The organism is Paenibacillus sp. 481 (assembly GCF_021223605.1).
GTDB lineage: Bacteria > Bacillota > Bacilli > Paenibacillales > Paenibacillaceae > Paenibacillus_B.
In genome coordinates, this window is the sequence record NZ_CP075175.1 from 3027029 (window position 1) to 3048002 (window position 20974).

Annotated in this window: 18 protein-coding genes; 15 read left to right on the plus strand and 3 right to left on the minus strand. The window is 45.2% G+C overall.

Annotated elements, in window-relative coordinates; translation table 11 throughout:
• Positions 1–350: 350 nt before the first annotated feature.
• Complete coding sequence (locus KIK04_RS13380; RefSeq protein ID WP_232274178.1) at positions 351–1283, plus strand: manganese-dependent inorganic pyrophosphatase; 933 nt, start codon at positions 351–353, stop codon at positions 1281–1283.
• A 261-nt stretch (positions 1284–1544) separates the two neighbouring features.
• Here KIK04_RS13380 and KIK04_RS13385 read toward each other — a convergent pair whose 3' ends face one another.
• Positions 1545–1871 (minus strand): winged helix-turn-helix transcriptional regulator, encoded by a 327-nt coding sequence (locus KIK04_RS13385; protein WP_232278723.1) that lies wholly within the window; start codon positions 1869–1871, stop codon positions 1545–1547.
• A gap of 334 nt (positions 1872–2205) precedes the next feature.
• Between KIK04_RS13385 and zwf the strand changes: the two genes are divergently transcribed.
• The 8 genes from zwf to KIK04_RS13425 all read left to right on the plus strand — a co-directional run bounded on the left by zwf (position 2206) and on the right by KIK04_RS13425 (position 11325).
• Positions 2206–3675, plus strand: coding sequence for a glucose-6-phosphate dehydrogenase (gene zwf / locus KIK04_RS13390; protein ID WP_232274179.1), 1470 nt, complete (start codon positions 2206–2208; stop codon positions 3673–3675).
• 70 nt (positions 3676–3745) lie between these two features.
• Positions 3746–4639, plus strand: coding sequence for a phosphogluconate dehydrogenase (NAD(+)-dependent, decarboxylating) (gnd, locus tag KIK04_RS13395; protein ID WP_232274180.1), 894 nt, complete (start codon positions 3746–3748; stop codon positions 4637–4639).
• Positions 4640–4762: 123 nt separating this feature from the next.
• On the plus strand, positions 4763–5410 hold the full coding sequence (gene fsa, locus KIK04_RS13400) for a fructose-6-phosphate aldolase (protein ID WP_232274181.1): 648 nt from the start codon (positions 4763–4765) through the stop codon (positions 5408–5410).
• A gap of 59 nt (positions 5411–5469) precedes the next feature.
• Positions 5470–6807, plus strand: coding sequence for a glucose-6-phosphate isomerase (locus KIK04_RS13405; RefSeq protein ID WP_232274182.1), 1338 nt, complete (start codon positions 5470–5472; stop codon positions 6805–6807).
• Positions 6808–6996: 189 nt separating this feature from the next.
• The gene (locus KIK04_RS13410; protein ID WP_232278724.1) at positions 6997–7671 is read left to right on the plus strand and encodes an N-acetylmuramoyl-L-alanine amidase family protein; all 675 of its coding nucleotides are present in this window, start codon (positions 6997–6999) and stop codon (positions 7669–7671) included.
• 85 nt (positions 7672–7756) lie between these two features.
• Positions 7757–8485 (plus strand): response regulator transcription factor, encoded by a 729-nt coding sequence (locus KIK04_RS13415; protein WP_232274183.1) that lies wholly within the window; start codon positions 7757–7759, stop codon positions 8483–8485.
• A gap of 5 nt (positions 8486–8490) precedes the next feature.
• Positions 8491–10299 (plus strand): sensor histidine kinase, encoded by a 1809-nt coding sequence (locus KIK04_RS13420; RefSeq protein WP_232278725.1) that lies wholly within the window; start codon positions 8491–8493, stop codon positions 10297–10299.
• A gap of 144 nt (positions 10300–10443) precedes the next feature.
• Positions 10444–11325, plus strand: a complete 882-nt coding sequence (locus tag KIK04_RS13425; protein WP_332329970.1) for a polysaccharide deacetylase family protein — start codon at positions 10444–10446, stop codon at positions 11323–11325.
• 57 nt (positions 11326–11382) lie between these two features.
• On the opposite strand, the gene KIK04_RS13430 is transcribed toward KIK04_RS13425, so the two are convergent.
• Together KIK04_RS13430 and KIK04_RS13435 are read right to left on the minus strand one after the other, a co-directional pair.
• Complete coding sequence (locus tag KIK04_RS13430) at positions 11383–12669, minus strand: BslA/BslB family hydrophobin (protein ID WP_232274184.1); 1287 nt, start codon at positions 12667–12669, stop codon at positions 11383–11385.
• 178 nt (positions 12670–12847) lie between these two features.
• Positions 12848–13441 carry a CHRD domain-containing protein gene (locus KIK04_RS13435; RefSeq protein WP_232274185.1) on the minus strand — a complete coding sequence of 198 codons (594 nt, stop codon included), beginning with the start codon at positions 13439–13441 and terminating at the stop codon, positions 12848–12850.
• Between the two features lie 240 nt (positions 13442–13681).
• Between KIK04_RS13435 and KIK04_RS13440 the strand changes: the two genes are divergently transcribed.
• The 6 genes from KIK04_RS13440 (at position 13682) to bioD (ending at position 20936) form a co-directional block, all read left to right on the plus strand.
• On the plus strand, positions 13682–14653 hold the full coding sequence (locus KIK04_RS13440) for a ring-cleaving dioxygenase (protein ID WP_232278726.1): 972 nt from the start codon (positions 13682–13684) through the stop codon (positions 14651–14653).
• A gap of 114 nt (positions 14654–14767) precedes the next feature.
• Positions 14768–16141: an alkaline phosphatase gene (locus KIK04_RS13445; protein ID WP_442951091.1), complete on the plus strand. Its 1374-nt coding sequence runs from the start codon at positions 14768–14770 to the stop codon at positions 16139–16141.
• A gap of 276 nt (positions 16142–16417) precedes the next feature.
• Positions 16418–16660 carry a hypothetical protein gene (locus tag KIK04_RS13450; RefSeq protein ID WP_442951171.1) on the plus strand — a complete coding sequence of 81 codons (243 nt, stop codon included), beginning with the start codon at positions 16418–16420 and terminating at the stop codon, positions 16658–16660.
• A 483-nt stretch (positions 16661–17143) separates the two neighbouring features.
• On the plus strand, positions 17144–18469 hold the full coding sequence (locus KIK04_RS13455; protein WP_232274186.1) for an FAD-dependent oxidoreductase: 1326 nt from the start codon (positions 17144–17146) through the stop codon (positions 18467–18469).
• Positions 18470–18609: 140 nt separating this feature from the next.
• Positions 18610–19719 (plus strand): hypothetical protein, encoded by a 1110-nt coding sequence (locus KIK04_RS13460; RefSeq protein WP_232274187.1) that lies wholly within the window; start codon positions 18610–18612, stop codon positions 19717–19719.
• A 227-nt stretch (positions 19720–19946) separates the two neighbouring features.
• A complete protein-coding gene (gene bioD / locus KIK04_RS13465; RefSeq protein WP_232274188.1) occupies positions 19947–20936 on the plus strand; it encodes a dethiobiotin synthase in 990 nt (329 codons plus the stop codon).
• Positions 20937–20974: the final 38 nt, after the last annotated feature.

The following is a 20974-nucleotide window of genomic DNA, read 5'->3' on the forward strand; positions in this document are numbered from 1 at the left end:
TATTTTGTGGTTGCACTGCGCTAAGGGGCTAGGGGCAATTCCGAAAGTGCAGTGCCCCAATTGTTAGCCACAGTCGAATCCAGACCGGACTAGACCAGCCTAGGCCAGAGCTATGAACGATTTCATTTTGTACATCAAAAATAGAGAGAGGTGCCTTAACGTCATTTCAATGACTTTTGAGGCACTCTTTTTAATGTCCATACTCACCTAAATAAAGCGGCGAAAATATTCCCATTAAAGGAATTGGAATAAGGAAGATTTCGCGCTATAATCTTTATTGTAAATCTTGATCGTTATTGTCGATCTAGAGTATACTTTACTCGCTATTAGTCGAATGAGGAGTGAATTTAATGGAAAAAGTACTTATCTTCGGACATAAAAACCCAGACACAGATACGATTTGTTCTGCTATCGCTTACGCTGAATTGAAAAAGAGCTTGGGCTTAAATGCTGAAGCTATTCGTTTAGGTAGCGTTAATGGTGAAACGCAATATGCGTTGGACTATTTTAAAGTAGAAGCACCACGCCTAGTTGAACAAGTGGCTAGTGAAGCCAAAGACGTTATCTTGGTTGACCATAACGAGCGTCAACAAAGCGCAAATGACATCGATCAAGTTCGTGTCATTGAAGTTATCGACCACCACCGTATCGCGAACTTCGAGACGGCGGGTCCTTTGTACTACCGTGCTGAGCCAGTTGGCTGCACAGCGACAATCTTGAATAAGATGTACAAAGAAAATGGCGTAGCCATCCGTAAGGAAATTGCAGGCTTGATGTTGTCGGCTATTATTTCCGACTCCTTGTTGTTCAAGTCCCCAACTTGCACAGAGCAAGATGTAGCAGCAGCTCGCGAATTGGCTGAAATCGCTGGCGTTAACGCAGACAGCTATGGCTTGGACATGTTGAAAGCTGGCGCTGATTTGAGCGACAAGACGATTGCACAGCTGATCTCTTTGGATGCAAAAGAGTTCCAAATGGGCAGCTCTAAGGTTGAAATTGCTCAAGTTAACGCTGTTGACGTTAACGATGTGCTTGCGCGTCAAGCTGAAGTTGAAGCAGCGCTTGAAAGCATCATTTCCGAGAAAGAATTGGACTTGTTCTTGTTCGTCGTAACGGACATTTTGAACAACGATTCTGTAGGTTTGGCGCTTGGTAAAGCTGCAAATGCAGTTGAGCAAGCTTACAACGTGACATTGACTGACAATAAAGCGATCCTTAAAGGCGTCGTTTCGCGTAAATCGCAAATCGTCCCTGTCTTGACTGATGTATTTAACAAGCAATAAGTAATAAGTAACAAGCAACAAGCGACAAATAAAGTAAAGCAAAGTAATTAGGAAGTTATTTATCCTTCATGGAATACACAACAGGCTGCCCGCTATTAAGCTGGGCAGCCTGTTTGCTGTTTAGAATAAAGTGTTACTTGCTACGCCGGCATGAATATGACTGATGTCCGTCTAGGATGGATAAAATACTCGTGAAGCATGAACAATGTCGGATTTGAAGCAAGGGGAAATGGCTCAATAACAAATGGTGTTATAGCTATGTTACAGCCATTTTAAAGCCCAATCCTCTACGGCCTTCAACGCTTTACCTAACTCGGTTCCTTTTTTCGTAAGGCAATATTCCGTACGAATGGGGCGTTCTGGAATGACATTTCGCAGTACGATTCCGTTCTCTTCTAATTCCTTCATCCGTTCATTCAATACACGCTTGCTGAGATCAGGAATAAACGCATGAATTTCACTGAATCGTTTCGGTTCCTCCATTAAACAGTGCACAATTAACGCAACCCATTTTTTGCCGATGATTTGATGTGAAGTTTCAACCTTTTCACACAAGTGTTTCTGGTGTTTTTGCTCATCCTCTTGCATATGTTTCATCTCTTTCTCTACGGTTATGGTTTGTTTCTTGATAACTAAAAATAACTTATAGCTAATTAAAGTTAGGCAAACCAAATAACACAAATCATTTTCTACATACTAACATATAAAGCGCTATCATGAAAAGAAAGTTATCACTTTCACAATTTGGACAAATTATGATTGACTTAATTCGAGATATAAAGTAAATTGGTTGTGTAAAGTATTTAGGTAACTTAAAGTAACCAATAACATTTTTAGATAGCAACATACATGATACCGATGTTCACGCCAGTCCATCACAGGCTAGGTTGTCTATGCACGGTAATCAACAGGAGGAAATACGATGGATGCAATGACGTTTGTGTTGTTCGGAGCAACGGGAGATTTAGCAAAACGCAAAATTTTTCCGGCGCTATACAATTTATATGTGGACCAAAAAATGCCGCAGGCCTTTTCGGTTATAGGTCTAGGCCGAAGCGAAGTGTCGAACGAACAATTTCAAGCAAACGTAGCTCAATCCTTAGCTACTTTTTCGAGACGTGAAGTATCGGACGAGACAGCTGTTCAGTCCTTTCTGGATGCATTCCGCTACGTTAAGCACGACGCGACGAATCCAGAGGATTATCACAAGCTGCTTGGAGTCGTCCAACAACGTGAACGTGAGTTGAACATTCCGGAAAATCGTCTGTTCTACTTATCTGTGGCTCCGCAATTTTTCGATGTTATCGCGAACAACTTGAAGGAAAGTGGTTTGGGTACGACGCAAGGTTGGAAGCGTCTCGTCATTGAGAAGCCGTTCGGGCATGATCTCCAATCTGCCCGTGAGCTGAATGCGAAGCTAAGCCATGCTTTTGCGGAGGAAGAAGTTTACCGTATCGATCATTATCTCGGTAAATCGATGGTGAAAAATCTTGAAGTGTTGGAGAGCAGCAATCCTGTTCTCAAAGCGTTATGGTCTAACCGTTACATCGCAAATGTACAAATCACGGCGAGTGAAACGGTCGGCGTCGAGGAGCGGGCAGCCTATTATGACAAGACTGGCGCGATTCGCGACATGTTCCAGAACCATATGCTGCAACTGTTAATGATGACAGCGATGCAATTGCCTACCAACTGTACACCTGATCAAATTCGCTTTAAGAAGAAAAAGGTGTTGGAGGCGCTGCGTCCTTTAAATAAAGAAGAAGTCCGTGCAGATGTCATTCGCGGCCAGTATGCCGCAGGTGAAATTCAGGGAGAGGCGGTGGTGGCCTATACGTCAGAACCTGGAGTGGAGGCCTCTTCACTCAATGATACCTTTATTGCCGCACGATTATGGATTGATGACCCATTCTGGAAAGACGTTCCCTTCTTTATTCGCACAGGTAAGCGAATGAAGGAGAAGTCGACCCGCATCGTCATCGAATTCAAAAATCCGTTGGATAAGCTGCAAGCGGATGCGGATTTGAAATCGAATAAGCACTATCCGAATTTGTTAACGATACAAATTAATCCGAACGAAAGCATTACGCTCCAATTGAATAGTAAAAACCCGCTCAAAGGCGGCGAGGTTGAGCCCATTCAGATGAATTTCTCATTGGACCAGCACGATTTGCCTGAAGCGTATGAAAATTTAATTTTCGATGCGCTGCGTGGTGATGTGTCGTTCTTTACGCATTGGGATGAGGTTGAATTGGCTTGGAAATGGGTGCAGCCGATATTAGAAGCGTTTGCGGACAATACGGTGCCGCTGCACACGTATCCAGCAGGTTCATTTGGGCCTGAAGCTTCGGACCAACTATTGGAGCAAGAAGGCGCCAAGTGGTGGCAATAATTCGCCATAATTTACAACAGACAACAAGATAAAAAGACACATCACAAGTGTCTACATGGAGGGAATACCAATGAAAGTCGGACTTATTGGATTAGGAAAAATGGGCTTGAACCTAGGCCAGAACTTACTTGACCACAAACATGAAGTCGTTGCTTACGACGTGAACCAGAGTGCAATTGACGAGATGAAAGGCTACGGCGCGACAGGAGCAGCAACGTTGCAAGAGCTTGTGCAAGCAACGGAAACACCACGTGTAATGTGGATTATGGTTCCGCATGGTGTCGTTGATTCGGTGTTGGACGAGCTGTCAGGCTTGCTATCCCAAGGGGACATCGTCATTGAGGCGGGTAACTCTCACTATAAAGAATCGATTCAACGTTATGAGCGGATGAAACAGCTAGGCATTAGCTTCTTCGACGTCGGAACGTCCGGCGGGATGGAAGGTGCGCGTCACGGGGCGAGCTACATGGTTGGTGGAGATGCGGATACGTGGAGCGTCATCGAGCCTATTTTTAAAGACACAGCTGTTGAAAATGGGTACTTGTACGCTGGCAAAGCAGGTAGCGGTCACTTTTTGAAAATGGTACACAACGGCATCGAATACGGCATGATGGCGTCGATTGGCGAAGGCTTTGAAGTGTTAGAGAAAAGTGATTTCGATTACGATTACGAAAAAGTGGCCCATTTATGGAACCACGGCTCGGTTATTCGCTCATGGTTGATGGAGCTGACAGAGCGCGCATTTTCGAAAGATGCGAAGCTGGATGAGATTAGAGGCATTATGCACTCTTCTGGCGAGGGCAAATGGACGGTTGAAACCGCGCTCGATTTACAAACGGCGACGCCAGTTATCGCGTTGTCCTTGCTGATGCGTTACCGCTCCTTGGAGCAGGATACGTTTACAGGCAAAGTAGTTGCGGCGCTGCGCAATGAATTCGGTGGGCATGCAGTGGAGAAGAAGTAACGGAACTATCGGAGTTGTAGCATTTAGTAGATCAGCTTTATAGAGCTGAATTAGCATGAGTGACATAGGCAGAGTTTACGGCATTTACGATAATCACACACACACTTTTGGGAGGTAATGAACATGAAATTTTTCTTGGACACAGGTAACATTGAGGAAATTAAACGGATTAGCCGTCTCGGTCTGGTCGACGGAGTAACGACAAACCCATCTATTATTGCAAAAGAAGGACGCAAATTTAAAGATGTTATTCAAGAAATCGCAAGCATCGTATCGGGGCCTGTCAGTGCGGAAGTCATCAGTCTTGATGCCGATGAAATGGTTAAAGAAGCAGATGAATTGGTAAAATGGGCACCGAACGTGGTTATTAAGTTGCCACTTACAGAAGCGGGTTTGGAAGCGACTTATCGCTTGTCGCAAAAAGGCATTAAGACGAACGTAACGCTTATCTTTACAGCTGCGCAAGGTCTAATGGCAGCGAAAGCAGGCGCAACTTATATTAGCCCGTTCGTCGGCCGCTTGGACGACATTGGTACAGACGGCATGCAGCTTGTCCATGATCTCAAGCAAATACTGACGATTCACAACTTGAACACCGAAATCATTGCGGCGAGCATTCGCAATATCCAGCATGTAGAGCAAGCTGCGCTGGCAGGCGCTCACATCGCGACAATTCCAGGTTCCTTGCTTCCTGCGCTGTGGAAGCATCCTTTGACAGACTCGGGCATCGAGCGCTTCTTGAAAGACTGGGAGTCAGTGCCTAAAAACTAAGCGCAGTTAAGTGCGACGTATGAAGAGTTAAGCAGGGGAAGGGGAAGGGGAGAAGCAGGATGACGATTTCGTTCGATTACTCGAATGCCCTCGCGTTTATGCAGCAGAGCGAGGTTGACCAATTAAGTGAATTTGTTGCAACAGCACACCAGATGATTCATGAAAAAAAGGGAGCCGGCTCCGACTACCTCGGATGGGTCGATCTGCCGATTCACTATGATAAAGAAGAGTTTGCGCGGATTAAGCAAGCAGCGGCAGCTATACGAAATCATTCGGATGCGTTGATCGTAATCGGAATTGGTGGCTCCTATCTCGGCGCAAGAGCTGCGATTGAGGCGTTGTCCCATACGTTTCATAACCAGATGAAAGGCAACACGCAAGTTTATTTTGCCGGACAGAACATTAGCTCGACGTATATTACGCACCTGCTTGAAATGCTTGAAGGCAAGGACATCTCGGTTAACGTGATTTCCAAATCAGGAACAACGACAGAGCCAGCTATCGCCTTCCGCATTTTGCGTGATTATATGGAGAAGAAGTACGGCAAGGAAGGCGCGAAGAAACGGATCTTCGCGACGACAGACCGTGCGCAAGGCGCATTGAAGAAGCTGGCGGACGAAGAAGGCTACGAGTCGTTCGTCATTCCAGACGACGTGGGCGGCCGATATTCGGTGCTGACGCCAGTAGGCTTGCTGCCGATTGCGGTCGCAGGGCTCGATATTGATAAGATGATGGCAGGCGCAGCGACAGCTGCCCATAAATACAACAATCCTGACCTAGCGACCAATGAAAGCTATCAGTATGCGGCTGTGCGCAACGCGCTTTATCGCAAAGGCAAAGACATTGAGCTGCTCGTCAATTACGAGCCATCGCTTCATTATGTAGCCGAATGGTGGAAGCAGCTATTTGGCGAAAGCGAAGGCAAAGATCAAAAAGGTCTGTTCCCAGCTTCTGTGGACTTCTCAACGGATTTACATTCGATGGGCCAATACGTGCAGGAAGGCCGTCGCAATCTCATCGAAACCGTATTGCAAGTGAAGAAGCCGCGTGTCGAATTTACGATTAAGAAGGAAGCGGGCAATTTGGACGGCTTGAACTTCCTAGCTGGCAAGACGATGGACGAAGTGAACAAAAACGCGTTCCAAGGCACGTTGCTCGCCCATGTAGATGGCGGTGTACCGAACTTGATCGTGGAGCTGGACGAGCTAAATGAATACACATTTGGCGAAATGGTGTATTTCTTTGAAAAAGCGGTCGCGATCAGTGGCTACTTGCTCGGCGTGAATCCATTTGACCAGCCTGGTGTTGAGGCGTATAAGAAAAATATGTTCGCCCTGCTCGGCAAGCCGGGCTTTGAGGCGGAACGAACAGCACTAATGAAACGTTTATCTAAATAATATAGTCGCTAGTTATATAAAGCCCTTATTGAACGGGATGGCCTAGTGCCACACGTTTAATAGGGGCATTTTTATTTAATCTTTAATTTAATCTTTACCTTATCTTTATTTTTGTAAATTACAATAGCTAGAGGCTCACATGATAGTTTGGCTAATGTAATAGATAAATAGAGAAGAGGAAGATTTGTGATGAAAAAAGGATTTTTCCCCAGCCTGTGCGTGCTCATTTTTATATGCTTGGTTGCTGTAATTTATATATTTGGTGAACAAATAGAGTCGGTCATGGCGCAGCAAGGCGGGCAACAAGAAGATAATCGTCGCTTAGATGGGAAAACGATTGTTATCGACCCTGGTCATGGTGGCAAAGATGTTGGATCGATCGGCCAAGCTGGAACGTACGAGAAAGACGTTGCCTTGCTAACGGCCAAACATATTCAACGTGAATTAGCCGAACAAACAGGGGCGACCGTCCTCTTAACGCGTGATCAAGATGAGACGGTACAATTGCCGGAGCGTGTAGCTATGGCAGAGTCTGCTAACGCGGATCTTTATATAAGTCTGCACTATGATGCGTATGTGACCAAAGATGTGTCAGGCATAACGACTTATTATCATAAACAAGAAGATAGACAGCTTGCGGACATCCTACATCAATCTTTGTTCCAGCAAGATTTGCAAACGAAAGATCGCGGGGTAAGACAAGGCGACTATTATGTGATTCGTGAAAATAGGAGCCCTGCGGTACTGCTTGAATTAGGTTACATTTCAAATGCGAATGATGAGCAGCAAATGAATTCGGCACAATTTCAGAAGAAGGTGACGAAGGCGATTGTAGATGGCGTTGCCGACTATTTAACGTTATAAAATAGAATGTCAGCAAACTATTAAGAAACAGCCGTGCAGGCTACAATAACATAATGACAAACGAATGTGTGGTGAGTGCTACATCATGGGACAAACCATTCTCATCGTGGAAGATGAGCCTATTTTAAGGGAAATCGTAAAAGATTACTTTCAGAACGAAGGCTTCGATGTATTGGAAGCCGAGGACGGCAAACAAGCGCTAACCTTATTTGAGCAGCATGATGTTCATTTAATTATTTTGGACGTGATGCTGCCGCAATTGGACGGATGGTCCGTGTGCAGGCGTATTCGCAAAACGTCCAATGTTCCCATCATTATGCTAACCGCACGCGTAGATGAAGATGATACCTTGCTTGGCTTTGAATTAGGTGCCAATGACTATGTAACTAAACCGTACAGCCCGCCAATTTTGCTGGCCAGAGCAAAGCGGCTACTTAACCAAATTTCACATATGCCCCCAGTCGCTTCTGCTGCCCACGAGCCAAGCGTACAAATTCAAAGTGGCCCATTAAGCGAAGATTCCCTGTCACGGGGAGGCATTACGATTCATTTTCCGTCGCGGTCCGTGCGGATTGATGGCCAACCGATCAATTTAACGCATACGGAGTTTGAAATTTTAGCGTATTTGATGCAGAACTATGGCATTGTACTCACGCGGGAGCAAATTATTTTGAAAATATGGAGTTATGAGTTTGCTGGTGATGATCGGACGATTAACACGCATATCCGCAACTTACGCCATAAGCTGGGTGTTAAAGCGAAGCTCATTATGACGGTTGTGCGGACCGGTTATAAATTTGAGGAACTAGGATGAGCAAATTGCGATTCGGGATTGTAGCTAAATTATTTATGCTTACGACAGCCCTTTGTTTATTTATTTTGGGAACTATTTTTGTTGGGCAGACGATATTTTTCAAACAGTATTATGCGGATCAAAAGGTGAAAAATATTGAAGCGAGCATGACCAAATTTGAGCAGGACTACTTAAATAGTAATGGAAATGTACGTGCGATTCGGAATTTGGAGCAGCGATTTTTTCGGGATCATAATACGTGGATAACGGTCGTGGACAGCGTCGGGAATATGAAGCATGTCGATGATTATTTCATTGAGGTTAATACGCATCCGTCGGAGAATGCGCCTTACGGCAATAAAAGTATGAGAGTCCCTTTATACTATATGACGAATCTCGAGCATACTGAGGTCTTGTCCAACTCCTTCAAGGTGGGTAATCAAGTGTTTGTTACCGGCTACAAAAAGGACTCATCCGTCATTCCTTTTTCGATTGCGAATGTCGAATCCAGAGCTGGCAGTGCAAGTTGGGGGAACGATGTCTTTCTCAAGAAGATGGACGACATCTTAACCGAAGAAAAACGGCGAGATATTCCCTATAAGCAATCCGCGTTTGTACATGTAAACAGTAACATTACACAAGTGAAGCTGCCGACTTCAGATGAGTTGGCTAACTCGATTTACGCGAATAAGCTATTTATAGAGCAGCTTAATCAGTTCCAGGTAAGATTGTTGTTTGAGCCGCGGGTAATCGGTATGGCTACAGAACATATGACGCATCAGCAGAACGATATTAAATATCAAACGATTGCCAAGCCGTTTTATGATTCACAGGGGAAGGAAATGTATTTGTTTGCAATAGCATCGTTGCAGCCTGTAGATGAAGCGATAACGATGATTCAGCAATATTTTGTGTATATCGTGCTTGTCGTGTTGGTGTTAAGTGTACTCGTTTCTTTTTATTACTCCAAAAAAATTGCCCGTCCGCTGCTGCGTATTAACGATACGACCCAAAAAATCGCCAATCTCGATTTCTCGGAGAACATCCGCATTACGTCTAAGGATGAGATCGGTGACTTGTCTCGCAACATTAATGTGTTGTCGACAACGCTGAACTCCTATATTTCTCAGCTGCATCAAGACATTGAGAAGGAGAAGCAGTTGGAGAATACGCGCAAAGAATTTATTGCGGGCGTCTCGCACGAACTAAAAACGCCTCTCAGCATTATGAAAAGCTGTATATCCATTTTGAAAGATGGCGTTGCTAGTCATAAGAAAGATTATTATTTTACGGCGATGACGAAAGAAGTAGACCGGATGGACATGCTGATCGTCGATATGCTGGAGTTGGCGAAGTTTGAGTCAGGGACGTACAAGTTGCAGGTCGATCAGTTCTATATCGATCAGTCAGTCGAACACATATGGAAACAATTAAGTATGGATATCGCGAGCAAACAGCTCCATGTACAGGCGGATCTGCTCTCGGTCGAAGTTATCGCGAACCAACATCGAATCGAGCAGGTGCTTACGAATTTTATGACGAATGCTATTCGGTATACACCTATGAATGAGCGGGTTATGATCACGATGGAAGACGCGGGCGAACGGGTTAAAATCGGCATTGAAAATAAAGGGGCACATATCCCGCAGGAACAGCTTCTGAAAATATGGGATCGTTTCTATCGGGGGGATGCTGCTCGTCATCGTGCGGAAGGTGGAACAGGTTTAGGGCTTGCGATCTCTAAAAATATTTTAGAACTGCATAACGTGGAGTATGGTGTATTCAATACACCGGACGGTGTGTTGTTTTATTTTTATTTGAATAAGAAGATGTAGCGTAAGATCAGGGTGCAGAAGCAAATTTCTGCACTCTTTCTTTATAATTTCCTTATACCTTCTTTATATGGTCTTCACTTGAACTTTACGTCTCTCTACTAAACTCAGGTTATACGAGGTTGATAGAGAGAGGACAGATTACAGATGAAGAACGTTCAGCGTTGGAGTAAAATGAGTATAGCAGTTATGTGTATCATAGTGGGTACGCTTGTGATTGGAAAGTGGGGGTTCTCTGATACAGGAGAAGCCTCACAGGCAGTAACGCCAGCAGGATCAAGCTCTACGCTAGTAAGTCCGAATACGGTGGGAACATCAGAACCTGTGGGAACTTCGTCAGGCTCGACTACTTCCGAATCTTCGGGAACTAGCCAAGCTTCAAAAGAAACGAAGCAGCTAAAAGAAATGAAACAGCCAGAAGGAAAAGTCGTTTATTTAACATTCGACGACGGCCCGAGCAGGTTGACGGATGAGTTTCTAGATACATTAAAGCAACATGATGTCACGGCGACCTTTTTTATGCAGGGTAGCAACTTGAATGTTGCGGGGTATCATGATGAAGTGAAGCGGGCTGTAGATGAAGGCCACTATGTAGGTCCGCACAGTATGACGCACAATTATAAGAAGTTATACAATCAGAACGAGTTTGTATCGGAAATGAAAGATACGATCGACATCATTCATAACATAACGGGCGTGAAGCCAAAGTTAGTGCGTGCCCCATACGGATCAAAGCCGGGGTTAAAAGATTCGCTTCGAAACGAATTGGCAGAGGCGGAGTTGAAGCTTTGGGATTGGACGATAGACTCCAACGATTGGAAGTATACGGGGAATCCAGGCGGGATTGTTAACGAGGTCAAAACGCAGACGACAGAGGACGTAGAAATTGTGTTATTGCATGAGAAGCAACAAACGTTAGATGCTTTGCCGGAAATTATTGATTTTTATAAAAATAAAGGATACTCATTTGCTGTGTATAAGGATGAGGAACATTTCCCGCTGAACTTTTGGAAGGATGAGCGTTTATAATACGAAAGTACACTGACTTCAAGCCGTCAGTGTACTTTTTTTATACAGGTCAACACTTTAAGATTTAATAGCGACTCCGAACGGGAAGCTGCCAACGGGAATGCTTCTTTCGACCGTATTCGTTGCCGTATTAAGCACGGAAACTTTATTGCCAGTACGGTGTACGATAACGGCTTTTTGACCATTGGCTGTAAAGGAAATGCTGAACGGTGACGGATCAACGGGTATCGTGTTGATGACCGAATTCGTTGTCGCATTGATGACGGACACCGTTCCGCTGTCGCGATTAGTCACGTAAGCCAATTGGCCAGCAGGATGGACGGCAACCCATTCAGGTGCTGTTCCGACTCCAATCGTTTGAATGACGGTATTGGTAGCTGTATTAATGACGGAAACGTTGTTGTCGAGCACATTAACGACGTATAGCGTATTTCCATTTGGCGTAATGGCTGCGCCTGTAGGCGCTTTTCCGACATCTATCGACTGCACGACGGTGTTGGTGGCCGTATTAATGACCGACACTTTTTGACTGTTTCGATTCGTAACATAAGCAAAGCTTCCATTTGGAGTAATGACAATACCCGTTGGAAACACTTCAACCGGAATCGTCTGCGTGACTGTATTCGTAGCCGTATTAATGACGGACACCGTTCCGCTTGCTTGATTGGCAACATAAGCTAATGTACCATTTGGCGTTATGGCAATGCCGATCGGCAGAGTTCCGACTGGAATCGTGTGAACAACGGCATTGGTGGCCGTATGAATAACCGATACGGAGTTGGCATTGAAGTTCGAGACATATGCAAAATTGCCGTTAGATGCTAATGCAATGCCGGCAGGACTTGTTCCAACGGCAATCGTTGCACTCGAAGAGGGAACGAGTAAACGGATAACTGACACGTTGTTATCACTCGTGTTGGTCACATAAACGGTAGGGCCGGGCTGAATAATGAAATCAGTCTCTGCGTTAAATTGAGCGCCGATTATTAAGAACGTATTTTCAGCCTTGAATCGGTACGTTCCGGCAACAGGTAAAGTCTTGTTGCTCAACAGTAGGTTGATTTGAGACAGCCCCAGTAAATCTAGCGTAAGGGGTAGCGTGACCGTTCTACCGCCATTGGATAACTGTGAATCCAAAATCTCCCCACCATTAATAGTATCATTCGTGGTGGCTGTAATACCTGCGGGAAGATTAAACACGACTCTTCCAAGGGCTAGCAATGCATTGGGCCGATACGACACAAGAATATCTGTCGTACTCCCCTCCAAGTTGCTCGTCACACCGATGACGGTTATTTGTGCCGCTAGCGTAGAGTTGTCGGGTTCTTCAGCATGATTCGTCATTTATTTTGCCTCCTTATTCATTTAAAATCACAACAGTGTATTCTATGTTTCTATCGATCCATTTTGCTAGAAAGGAAACCTATTCTTTATAAAATGTGCACGAAAAAGAAGGAAGCTCACCTTAGCCTCCCCTCGTGACTTCACTTATGTTCGGTTTGTGCAGATGGGATTTGGAGCTTCAACCTCTTTTGACTTTGCCTCCTTTGACCTTGCCTTTTTTGACTTTGACTCTGATCTTTTTGACCTTGATTCTGATCTTTTTGACTTTACCTCTGACATTAACCTTTTTGCCTTTGGCCTTGATTTTAGTTTTTTTCACTTTGGCCTTTTTCGCTTTGACTTTGGCTAGATGATCTTGCTCTGTTTCCACGTGTTTCACAACATCGTCCTTAGCTCGAAATACTTGCCCACGAATTTCTCCGTCCGGATGTTTAACCGTATGAACATTCACATAGGCAAAGCCATTATTGAAATCCGTAACCAAGTCACTAATCGTTCTGCCTTGCAGGGGACCGATCAAATCATCGCTCGTCAGGACGCCTGAAATGATGCCGCTTTTTACGGAGATACCGAATTTATTCGGGCCAAATAAATAGGCAACAATAGGGCCTGTTAAACCTTTTGGTGCAATATGAATATTTGCTGCGGTTACTCGCTTAATATCTTGCACGGCGAGTTTAAATGTCAGTTGAGTCCCATCAGGGCTCAATCGGAAGATAGCCTCTTCACTAGCTATCGTGTTTACAGGAGGAACTTCATTTTGTCCTTTCAAAATTGCTTTATAAGTAGCGATAAGTCCTCACTCCTTTATTCGCGGAATCATGTAACTAATGTAGCGTATTCCGCAAAGTGGAATCAGGGCTATGTGAATGCCTATTAAAAATAGATAAATGTCAACTTGACAAATATCTTTATATCATATATCTTTAATTCAAGATAATAATTTGCGTGAACAATTGGAAAGTTAAGCACAAAGATTCATTATAGAAGCACATTTCGGGAGGGGTTTATGATGGAACTGAAAGGTATTCACCACGTATCTGCATTAACGGCAAGTGCAGCTAACAACTTTGATTTTTATACTCATATATTAGGTCTTCGATTGGTTAAAAAAACGGTCAATCAAGACGCTCCGTCGATGTATCATTTATTTTATGGGGATGAAAAAGGGAACCCCGGCACAGAGCTCACGTTTTTTGAAATTCCGAATGCGGGCCGTAATCGCGATGGCGTGAGCAGCATTTCAGCAACTTCGCTGCGTGTGGCGGACGACGAAGCTATCCAATATTGGCAGCAGCGGTTTACGGAATTTGAAGTGGAGAACGAAGGAGTAAAGCAGATTAATGGGCGTTTAACTCTTCCGTTTAAAGATTTTGAAGGGCAGCGATTAATGATGGTGTCGGACGCGAACAATGTTGGCGTTAAGGGCGGTGAAGCCAGAGAGACGGGGCCGATTCCGAAGGAGTACGGGATTACGGGTTTAGGTCCAGTCAGACTGACGGTTCGTGACGCACAGCCGACAGTAGATACGTTGATACGAGTGCTCGGATTCCGTGAAAAAGGCACCTACCCTGCCTTCCAGCAAGGGCAGCCGGACGTGATCGTATTAGAAACAGGCGAGGGCGGAACGGGTGCCGAAATTCACGTCGAAGAACGAGATGATCTTAAACTTGAACGCCCGGGCCGTGGTGGCGTGCATCACGTTGCATTTCGTGTCGACACGGAAGAGGAGCTGCGTCAATGGGTTGACCGCATTCAGCAATTGCAGTTCTCCACATCGGGTTTCGTGGATCGTTACTATTTCCGTTCGCTTTATTTTAGAGAGCCGAATGGCATCTTGTTCGAGTTGGCGACAGACGGTCCAGGCTTCGAAGCGGATGAGCCATTGGAGCATTTGGGTGAGTCGCTGGCGTTGCCACCATTTTTGGAGCCGCAGCGTGAGGAAACTGAAGCGAAGTTGAAGCCAATCGATACGAAGCAATAAAATTTCTTTTCAATTTTTTAACATTGGCTATATACTCCATTAACAAACGTCTAGTATGCTTAGGATATGGCGGGAGCTTATCTCCCAAGCCTATTATCCTAGGGGGGATTCGGTATGAAACTACAGATTAAACCGAAGAAGTTGCTAATGGTTACACTTGCTTTTGTTATGGCAAGTGGCATTATTGGAGGAACGGGTTTTACTGATCGCCAAGCCGTTGCGGCAGCGGACAAACCATCATCGAAGAAGATCAAAAATGTTATTTTTATGATCGGAGATGGTATGGGCTTTAGTTATACCGCTGCACATCGTTACATGAAGGATGCACCGCATACCCAACTGATGGAGAAGACGTTGTTCGATCAGCATTTGGTCGGAACACAGATGACTTATCCCGAAGACCCTAAAGAAAATATTACAGATTCAGCTTCAGCTGCGACAGCGATGTCAGCTGGTGTTAAAACATACAATGATGCGATAGCTGTCGATAATGACAAATCTGCTGTAAAGACAGTCCTTGAGCATGCTAAGGAGAAGGGGATGTCCACTGGATTAGTGGCTACTTCTGAGATTACACACGCGACGCCCGCTGCTTTTGGTGCGCATGAAGAAAAGCGTAAGAGCATGGACAGCATCGCAAATGATTACTTCGATGAGAAGATAGCTGGCAAGCATAAGATTGATGTGATGCTTGGCGGCGGCAAGAAGTTTCTCGTCCGCAACGACCGCGACTTGACGAAGGAGTTCCAACAAGCAGGCTACAGCTACGTGACGAATCGTGAGCAATTGTTGAAGGATGAGAGCAAGCAGGTGCTCGGCATTTTTGCAGAACGTGGTCTGCCTAAGATGATTGACCGCGAAGTTGAGACTCCATCGTTGAAAGATATGACGGAATCGGCGATTAAGCGCCTGGACAAAAATGATAAAGGATTTTTCTTGATGGTCGAGGGCAGCCAGATCGATTGGGCCGGACATGACAACGATGTGGTAGCTGCAATGAGTGAAATGGAAGATTTCGAGCAAGCGTTTAAGTCTGTACTTGAGTTTGCGGAAAAAGACGGCGAGACGCTTGTCGTGTTGACTGCGGATCATTCTACAGGTGGCTTCTCGCTCGGAACGAATGGCTCCTACAATTTCGATGTTGCGCCGATCAAGGCTGCGAAGCGTACACCAGACTTTATGGCAGCTAAGATTGCTGGTGGTGCAGATGTAGAGCAAACATTGAAGGCGTATATTGGCCTTGAACTGAAGCCAGAAGAGATTGACGCTGTGAAGCAGGCAGCTACGACGAAGAAGGCAGCCGAGATCGACAATGCGATCGAGAAAATTTTCAATACGCGTTCGTATTCCGGCTGGACGACAGGTGGTCATACGGGTGAAGATGTACCGGTTATGGCTTATGGCCCGGGCAAGGAGCGGTTCGCGGGTATGATTGACAATATTGATCAAGCTAAGAACATTTTCCGAATTATTGACGAGAATCATTAAGATTAGGGTGTTGATTCGAAAAGCTTAACTATCTTAACAAGCTTAACTAATTTAACGAGCTTAACAGCTGAGTTTCTAATCACTTAGCAGGCTTAAGCTTTATGCCTTTGTGCAACAATTATAGCCTTCAGAATATATCGTTTGATTCACTGCGAATATTAAAGGGCTGTCTTGTCGTCATGCCGTACACCTCCAATTGTAAGCTGTGTCTAACAATGGGGGTGTACGGCATTTTTTTATTAATAACTAGAATTGGATGAGGTTGTTATGATGAATATTCGATGGCACAGTGACGGATTTTTTTTCGATACATTAAGAGAAGCTGAGGAATGGGCAGATTCCATTTCAAATGAAATTTATGGTCGAATTTATGATGGATACGTAACTCCCGATCATAAAATAGCTTATGCGCTAGCATTCTTTTTAGCTTCCGTCCACAACTTTAGGGTTAGAACAGACAAGTGTTTTATTAATGACACTAAGGAGTTACGCTATAAAGTTTGGATTGAAGTTGATTGAAGGGTACTTGATCCTTGGTTCTGAAATGAGGGATGAATCTTGACCTATATTATATTTTTCATAGCCAACTTTATAGTAGCTTACTTTATCTACGATGAGCCCGGTTTTGCAAAGCCTTTATTGCAATCTGTTCTGTTATTGATTCTGATTGTTGTTATAGACTTGCTCAAGAAGAACAAGGGAAATAAATTCAATTAGGGGCCAAGCCGCCAAAAGCCGCCGTTAATCCGCGGTGGTTTTTTCATTGGTAATCCTTCCGAATAAAAATGTGAAATATGAAACATGGAATACATGGTCATTCTTATACTAGACTGATTTGTAAGTATTCTCTCTACGTTTTAATGTGTGCAATAAAGAGTATTCCACAACTCCCCAAACATTTGTTTTAATTTCCCAATACTTTGTGATAAAATGTACAAGGGTAGGGGCGTTATGAAAATGGTACCATGCCTGCTCGACAAATTGGGTTGGAGGAGTGGTTGTATGGATACGAAAGTTGTCGTCATTGGAGGCGGGCCGGCGGCTGTGCAAGCTGCGTTAACGGCAAGTATGTTCTCGTCGGATGTAACGATCATTTCGCAACACGTGATTGGCGATTGGGCGAAGCTTGGGGTCAGTGGCATCATTATTGACGAGATTAATAAGCCGCTGCCTAACTGGGATCGTACTGTAAGCGATTTGGATGCTAAGCTGCATCATTGGACGAATAGCATGGAGGCTAATATTAGCGAGAAACACATTAAATCGTTCATCGGAGAGGTTGAATTCAGATCGTCGCATGAATTGTGGTTCAAGCCCGCGACCGATGCCGCGCCATTTTCCGTTTCATTTGATAAACTGTTCATTGCTGTTGGTTCCTCTCCTGTATTCGCGAATGGGCTAGAACCCGACGGCATCCGTATTTTTTCACCTGCTCATATGTCATCATTAAAGCAACTCCCTCAAGATATCATTGTTATTGGGAATGGCCCCATTGGATTTGAATATGCGAACATTTTTAATCAATACGGGGTGAACACAACGTGGCTTGCTCCTGAGCAGGGCCCTTTTACACCGTTTGATTCTCTCATCGCCTCCTATTTAACGAAACGCTATATTGATCAAGGTATACATATTGTAAACGGTCCGGTCGTACAACATATCGAGCAAATTGAAAATAAGGTTAACGTACATCGACAAGATGGTACCGTTTTTGAGGCGGACATGGCATTTGTAAGTATAGGTTTCGTGTCCAACTTACTGAAGCTCAACTTAGAGGTATTGCAATTAGTCGTCGAGCAAAATGGAATGCTGCAACTCGATCCTTTTGGACAAACTTCGCTGAATCATATTTATGTAGTTGGAGACGCGCGGTATGCGAGTAGTGCGACTTTGTCTATGCGCCAAGGCCGAGCGGCGGTGTTGCATGCTTTTGGAGAGCATGTTGCAGTGCCTAATTATGAGACTACACCTATCATTTTCAACCAACATCCTCAAGTCGCCCAAGTTGGCATGCCGCATGTAGTTGCATCTGATGACATCCAATCCGCGGTGTTTGACCTTCACTTCAAATCGTTTAAAACGTTTATAAGCAGCCAGGACGAGGGTGTTATCAAATTGTATTGGAAAAAGGATGGGACGATCGTTGGCGCCACTGTCATCGGCGATGCAGCCGCAGAAATGATTACGCCGCTATCTTTGGCCATTCAAATGAAAGCGAAAGTGCGGGATATGGCGAACTTTTTTGCCCCGCATCCTTCCGTTGCAGAGGTGGCATTCGTCATTTGTAGAGAAATTGATCATATAATGAGACAAAATGCAGCGAAATAGCGAAAATGCATTGAAATGATGCAACAAATAATTCCACGGGATCGTTTAGAACGATAAGTACGCTTGGTGTTGGTCATGTGGAAGCGAAGCGTGGTATGATGGAGTTGGAAGTGAAAAATTTCCAGTAGGAGGGTTGGGAGATGTACCGCACAATCATTACAACGATAGCCGTTTGTGGGCTGCTTGTTACAGGTGGCGCAATAACTCAGCTGCAAGCTGCAGCCAGCTTGCCAGCACAGCCCGCACTTAAGGATGGAATGAGGACAGTGGATAAATCTTTGATTACTCGCGCAGATGTCATAGGAACTTGGCACAATAAGCCGAGTGTAGGTGCTAGTTATTCCGATTCCTATCATTTGTATAAGGACGGATCTTATATTTTTGCTGCTGATCAAATGGCTTGTACTGAACGTATTGTCGGCCATGAAGGCACATGGAAGCTGGAGAATCAAGACCTGATTATTCAGCCCAAAGTGAATCATGTGCGAGTTGGGGGCAAGTTAGAGCCAAGCAGTGGTAGTGGCGCATGTGAATCAGCTCAGCAATTAACGGGTGCTAAGCTGGTGCATCAGCCGACGAATGAACACGCTCGTACGTTACCGCTTGCTTCATGGCAAGCGAAAAGTGGCAAGGGCGATAGTTCGCTGCCCGTTATGACGATAAATAAAGTTCCGTTCTGGCAGCTTTCGAACGTTCCATTGCAGGAGCGTGAGGCGGAGAAAGAGCAGAAGACAAGTGCGAATTTAGAGGCGTTTAAAAAGGCGCAGCCTAAAGAGAGCGTTGCCGTTCATTTAGAGGCAGATATAGATCTGGATAAGCGTAATGAAACGTATATTATTGCGGAGAGCGGACGGATGTATGTCGTTAAGGGGGCAACGGTTAGACTGCAAGCAGATGGCGTTAGATTTAATCAGACTGCTGGTGAGCCTAAGCTGGAGATCGTGGAGCCAAGTCCAGGTGTACGACACTTAGCGGTGATGTATTATTATGTTCCTTCGAATACAGGTCTCATTATTTATAGTTGGGCTAATGGAGAACTAAATGAAGTGTTCGACATTACGGGTGACTTGGACGTGCAATGGGTGGACAAGAAAACGATCGTTCAGGAGTCGAAAAAGTTTAGAGGGGTAGAAGACGGCGACCGGGGCTGGGACCCCGTTGCTACTTTTTACTCGTGGGATGCGAAGTTAAAGCAGTATGTGGAACATGATGTGCATCAATTGGATCAAGAAGTATCAAAGTTAAGATAATGAATAAATACACTTTCCTTAAGCCTTCGTTCGGCAGTTGTCGAGCGGAGGCTTTTTTATTGTTAACTATTTATTTTTAAATATGGTTTACAATATCTTGAGCATTGGGCGGTCATGAGCTAAAATAAATACTCATAACGTAAACTTGTTAATCCCCTTTAGTGGTTAACAATTAGGTGAGTGACTCATACATAGTAGTCTGTTAGCGCAAAGAGGATGCTTTGTTTATGGAAGACGTGGTAGAAATGGAAGGCATGAAGGCTATGAAGGGTATGGAAGGCATGAAAGATGTAGAAGCTGCGGAAGCCATGGAAGACACAGAAGACGTAGAGAACTTGGAAGGTATTGCAGGCGTGGGTGGGAATGCTGCGCGAGGTGTGTTCATATCTTCTACTGGAACAGGTGTTGGCAAGACGGTTGTTACCTCGGGGCTTGCAGCTTATTTGCAAGCGATAGGCTGCTCTGTAGACGTATGGAAGCCTGTACAGAGCGGGGTGGAGCTTGGCGCTGTCGATGCGGATAGTTATCGACTTCGTTGGGGGAGTGGGTTAACGAATGTGACGGAAGAACAATTCGTTACGCTGACTTTGCCAGAGCCATTAGCACCATGGATGGCTGCGGAACGGTGTGGGAGGCACATTGACGTAGGCGCGCTTATTGCGGAAGGCCAGCGTCGATTACGTGCGGGCGCATTGCTCGTAGAAGGTGCTGGCGGGATAGCCGTACCGTTTAACGAGCAGGTGACCATGGCCGACTTTGCGTACCAGTTGCGCATGCCTGTCTTGCTAGTGGCGGCACCGGGACTAGGTACGGTAAGTCACACGGTTACGGCTATTCAATTTGCACGCAGCCGCGGCATCACAGATATAGCCGTATTGTTCAGTGGTTCGCCGGAGCAGGCGAATGCAAAGGCGCGTGTAGAAAATGCGCGCATGATTGAAGCGCTGGCCCACGTTCCGGTGCTTGGGGACGCCCCGTGGCTGCCTCAACCGACCGCGGAATGGGGCGGCGAAGGCGTAGTGGATGAAGCCGCTGAAGCTGATGATGTGGCTGCCGCCGATTCCGCTGGCGCCGCTGACGCTGCTGATGTCTCTGATGCGGATGACACTGCAAATGCTTGGGCACTGTGGCGTTCGGCTTGGGTAGAGCAGATATTGAACGTGCCTGCTTTGCATGAGCTAAGGGTGTGGCTGCACGCACGAATTGGAATGAGGTAACTAATGGATGAAGTGCAGAGGCTAGGGTAGATGAAAAT

Bases quoted from the DNA above. Each gene is read 5' to 3' on its own strand.
- KIK04_RS13380 (WP_232274178.1), top strand. From the start codon at position 351: ATGGAAAAAGTACTTATCTTCGGACATAAAAACCCAGACACAGATACG.
- KIK04_RS13385 (WP_232278723.1), bottom strand. From the start codon at position 1,871: ATGCAAGAGGATGAGCAAAAACACCAGAAACACTTGTGTGAAAAGGTT.
- zwf (WP_232274179.1), top strand. From the start codon at position 2,206: ATGGATGCAATGACGTTTGTGTTGTTCGGAGCAACGGGAGATTTAGCA.
- gnd (WP_232274180.1), top strand. From the start codon at position 3,746: ATGAAAGTCGGACTTATTGGATTAGGAAAAATGGGCTTGAACCTAGGC.
- fsa (WP_232274181.1), top strand. From the start codon at position 4,763: ATGAAATTTTTCTTGGACACAGGTAACATTGAGGAAATTAAACGGATT.
- KIK04_RS13405 (WP_232274182.1), top strand. From the start codon at position 5,470: ATGACGATTTCGTTCGATTACTCGAATGCCCTCGCGTTTATGCAGCAG.
- KIK04_RS13410 (WP_232278724.1), top strand. From the start codon at position 6,997: ATGAAAAAAGGATTTTTCCCCAGCCTGTGCGTGCTCATTTTTATATGC.
- KIK04_RS13415 (WP_232274183.1), top strand. From the start codon at position 7,757: ATGGGACAAACCATTCTCATCGTGGAAGATGAGCCTATTTTAAGGGAA.
- KIK04_RS13425 (WP_332329970.1), top strand. From the start codon at position 10,444: ATGAAGAACGTTCAGCGTTGGAGTAAAATGAGTATAGCAGTTATGTGT.
- KIK04_RS13430 (WP_232274184.1), bottom strand. From the start codon at position 12,669: ATGACGAATCATGCTGAAGAACCCGACAACTCTACGCTAGCGGCACAA.
- KIK04_RS13440 (WP_232278726.1), top strand. From the start codon at position 13,682: ATGGAACTGAAAGGTATTCACCACGTATCTGCATTAACGGCAAGTGCA.
- KIK04_RS13445 (WP_442951091.1), top strand. From the start codon at position 14,768: ATGAAACTACAGATTAAACCGAAGAAGTTGCTAATGGTTACACTTGCT.
- KIK04_RS13455 (WP_232274186.1), top strand. From the start codon at position 17,144: ATGGATACGAAAGTTGTCGTCATTGGAGGCGGGCCGGCGGCTGTGCAA.
- KIK04_RS13460 (WP_232274187.1), top strand. From the start codon at position 18,610: ATGTACCGCACAATCATTACAACGATAGCCGTTTGTGGGCTGCTTGTT.
- bioD (WP_232274188.1), top strand. From the start codon at position 19,947: ATGGAAGACGTGGTAGAAATGGAAGGCATGAAGGCTATGAAGGGTATG.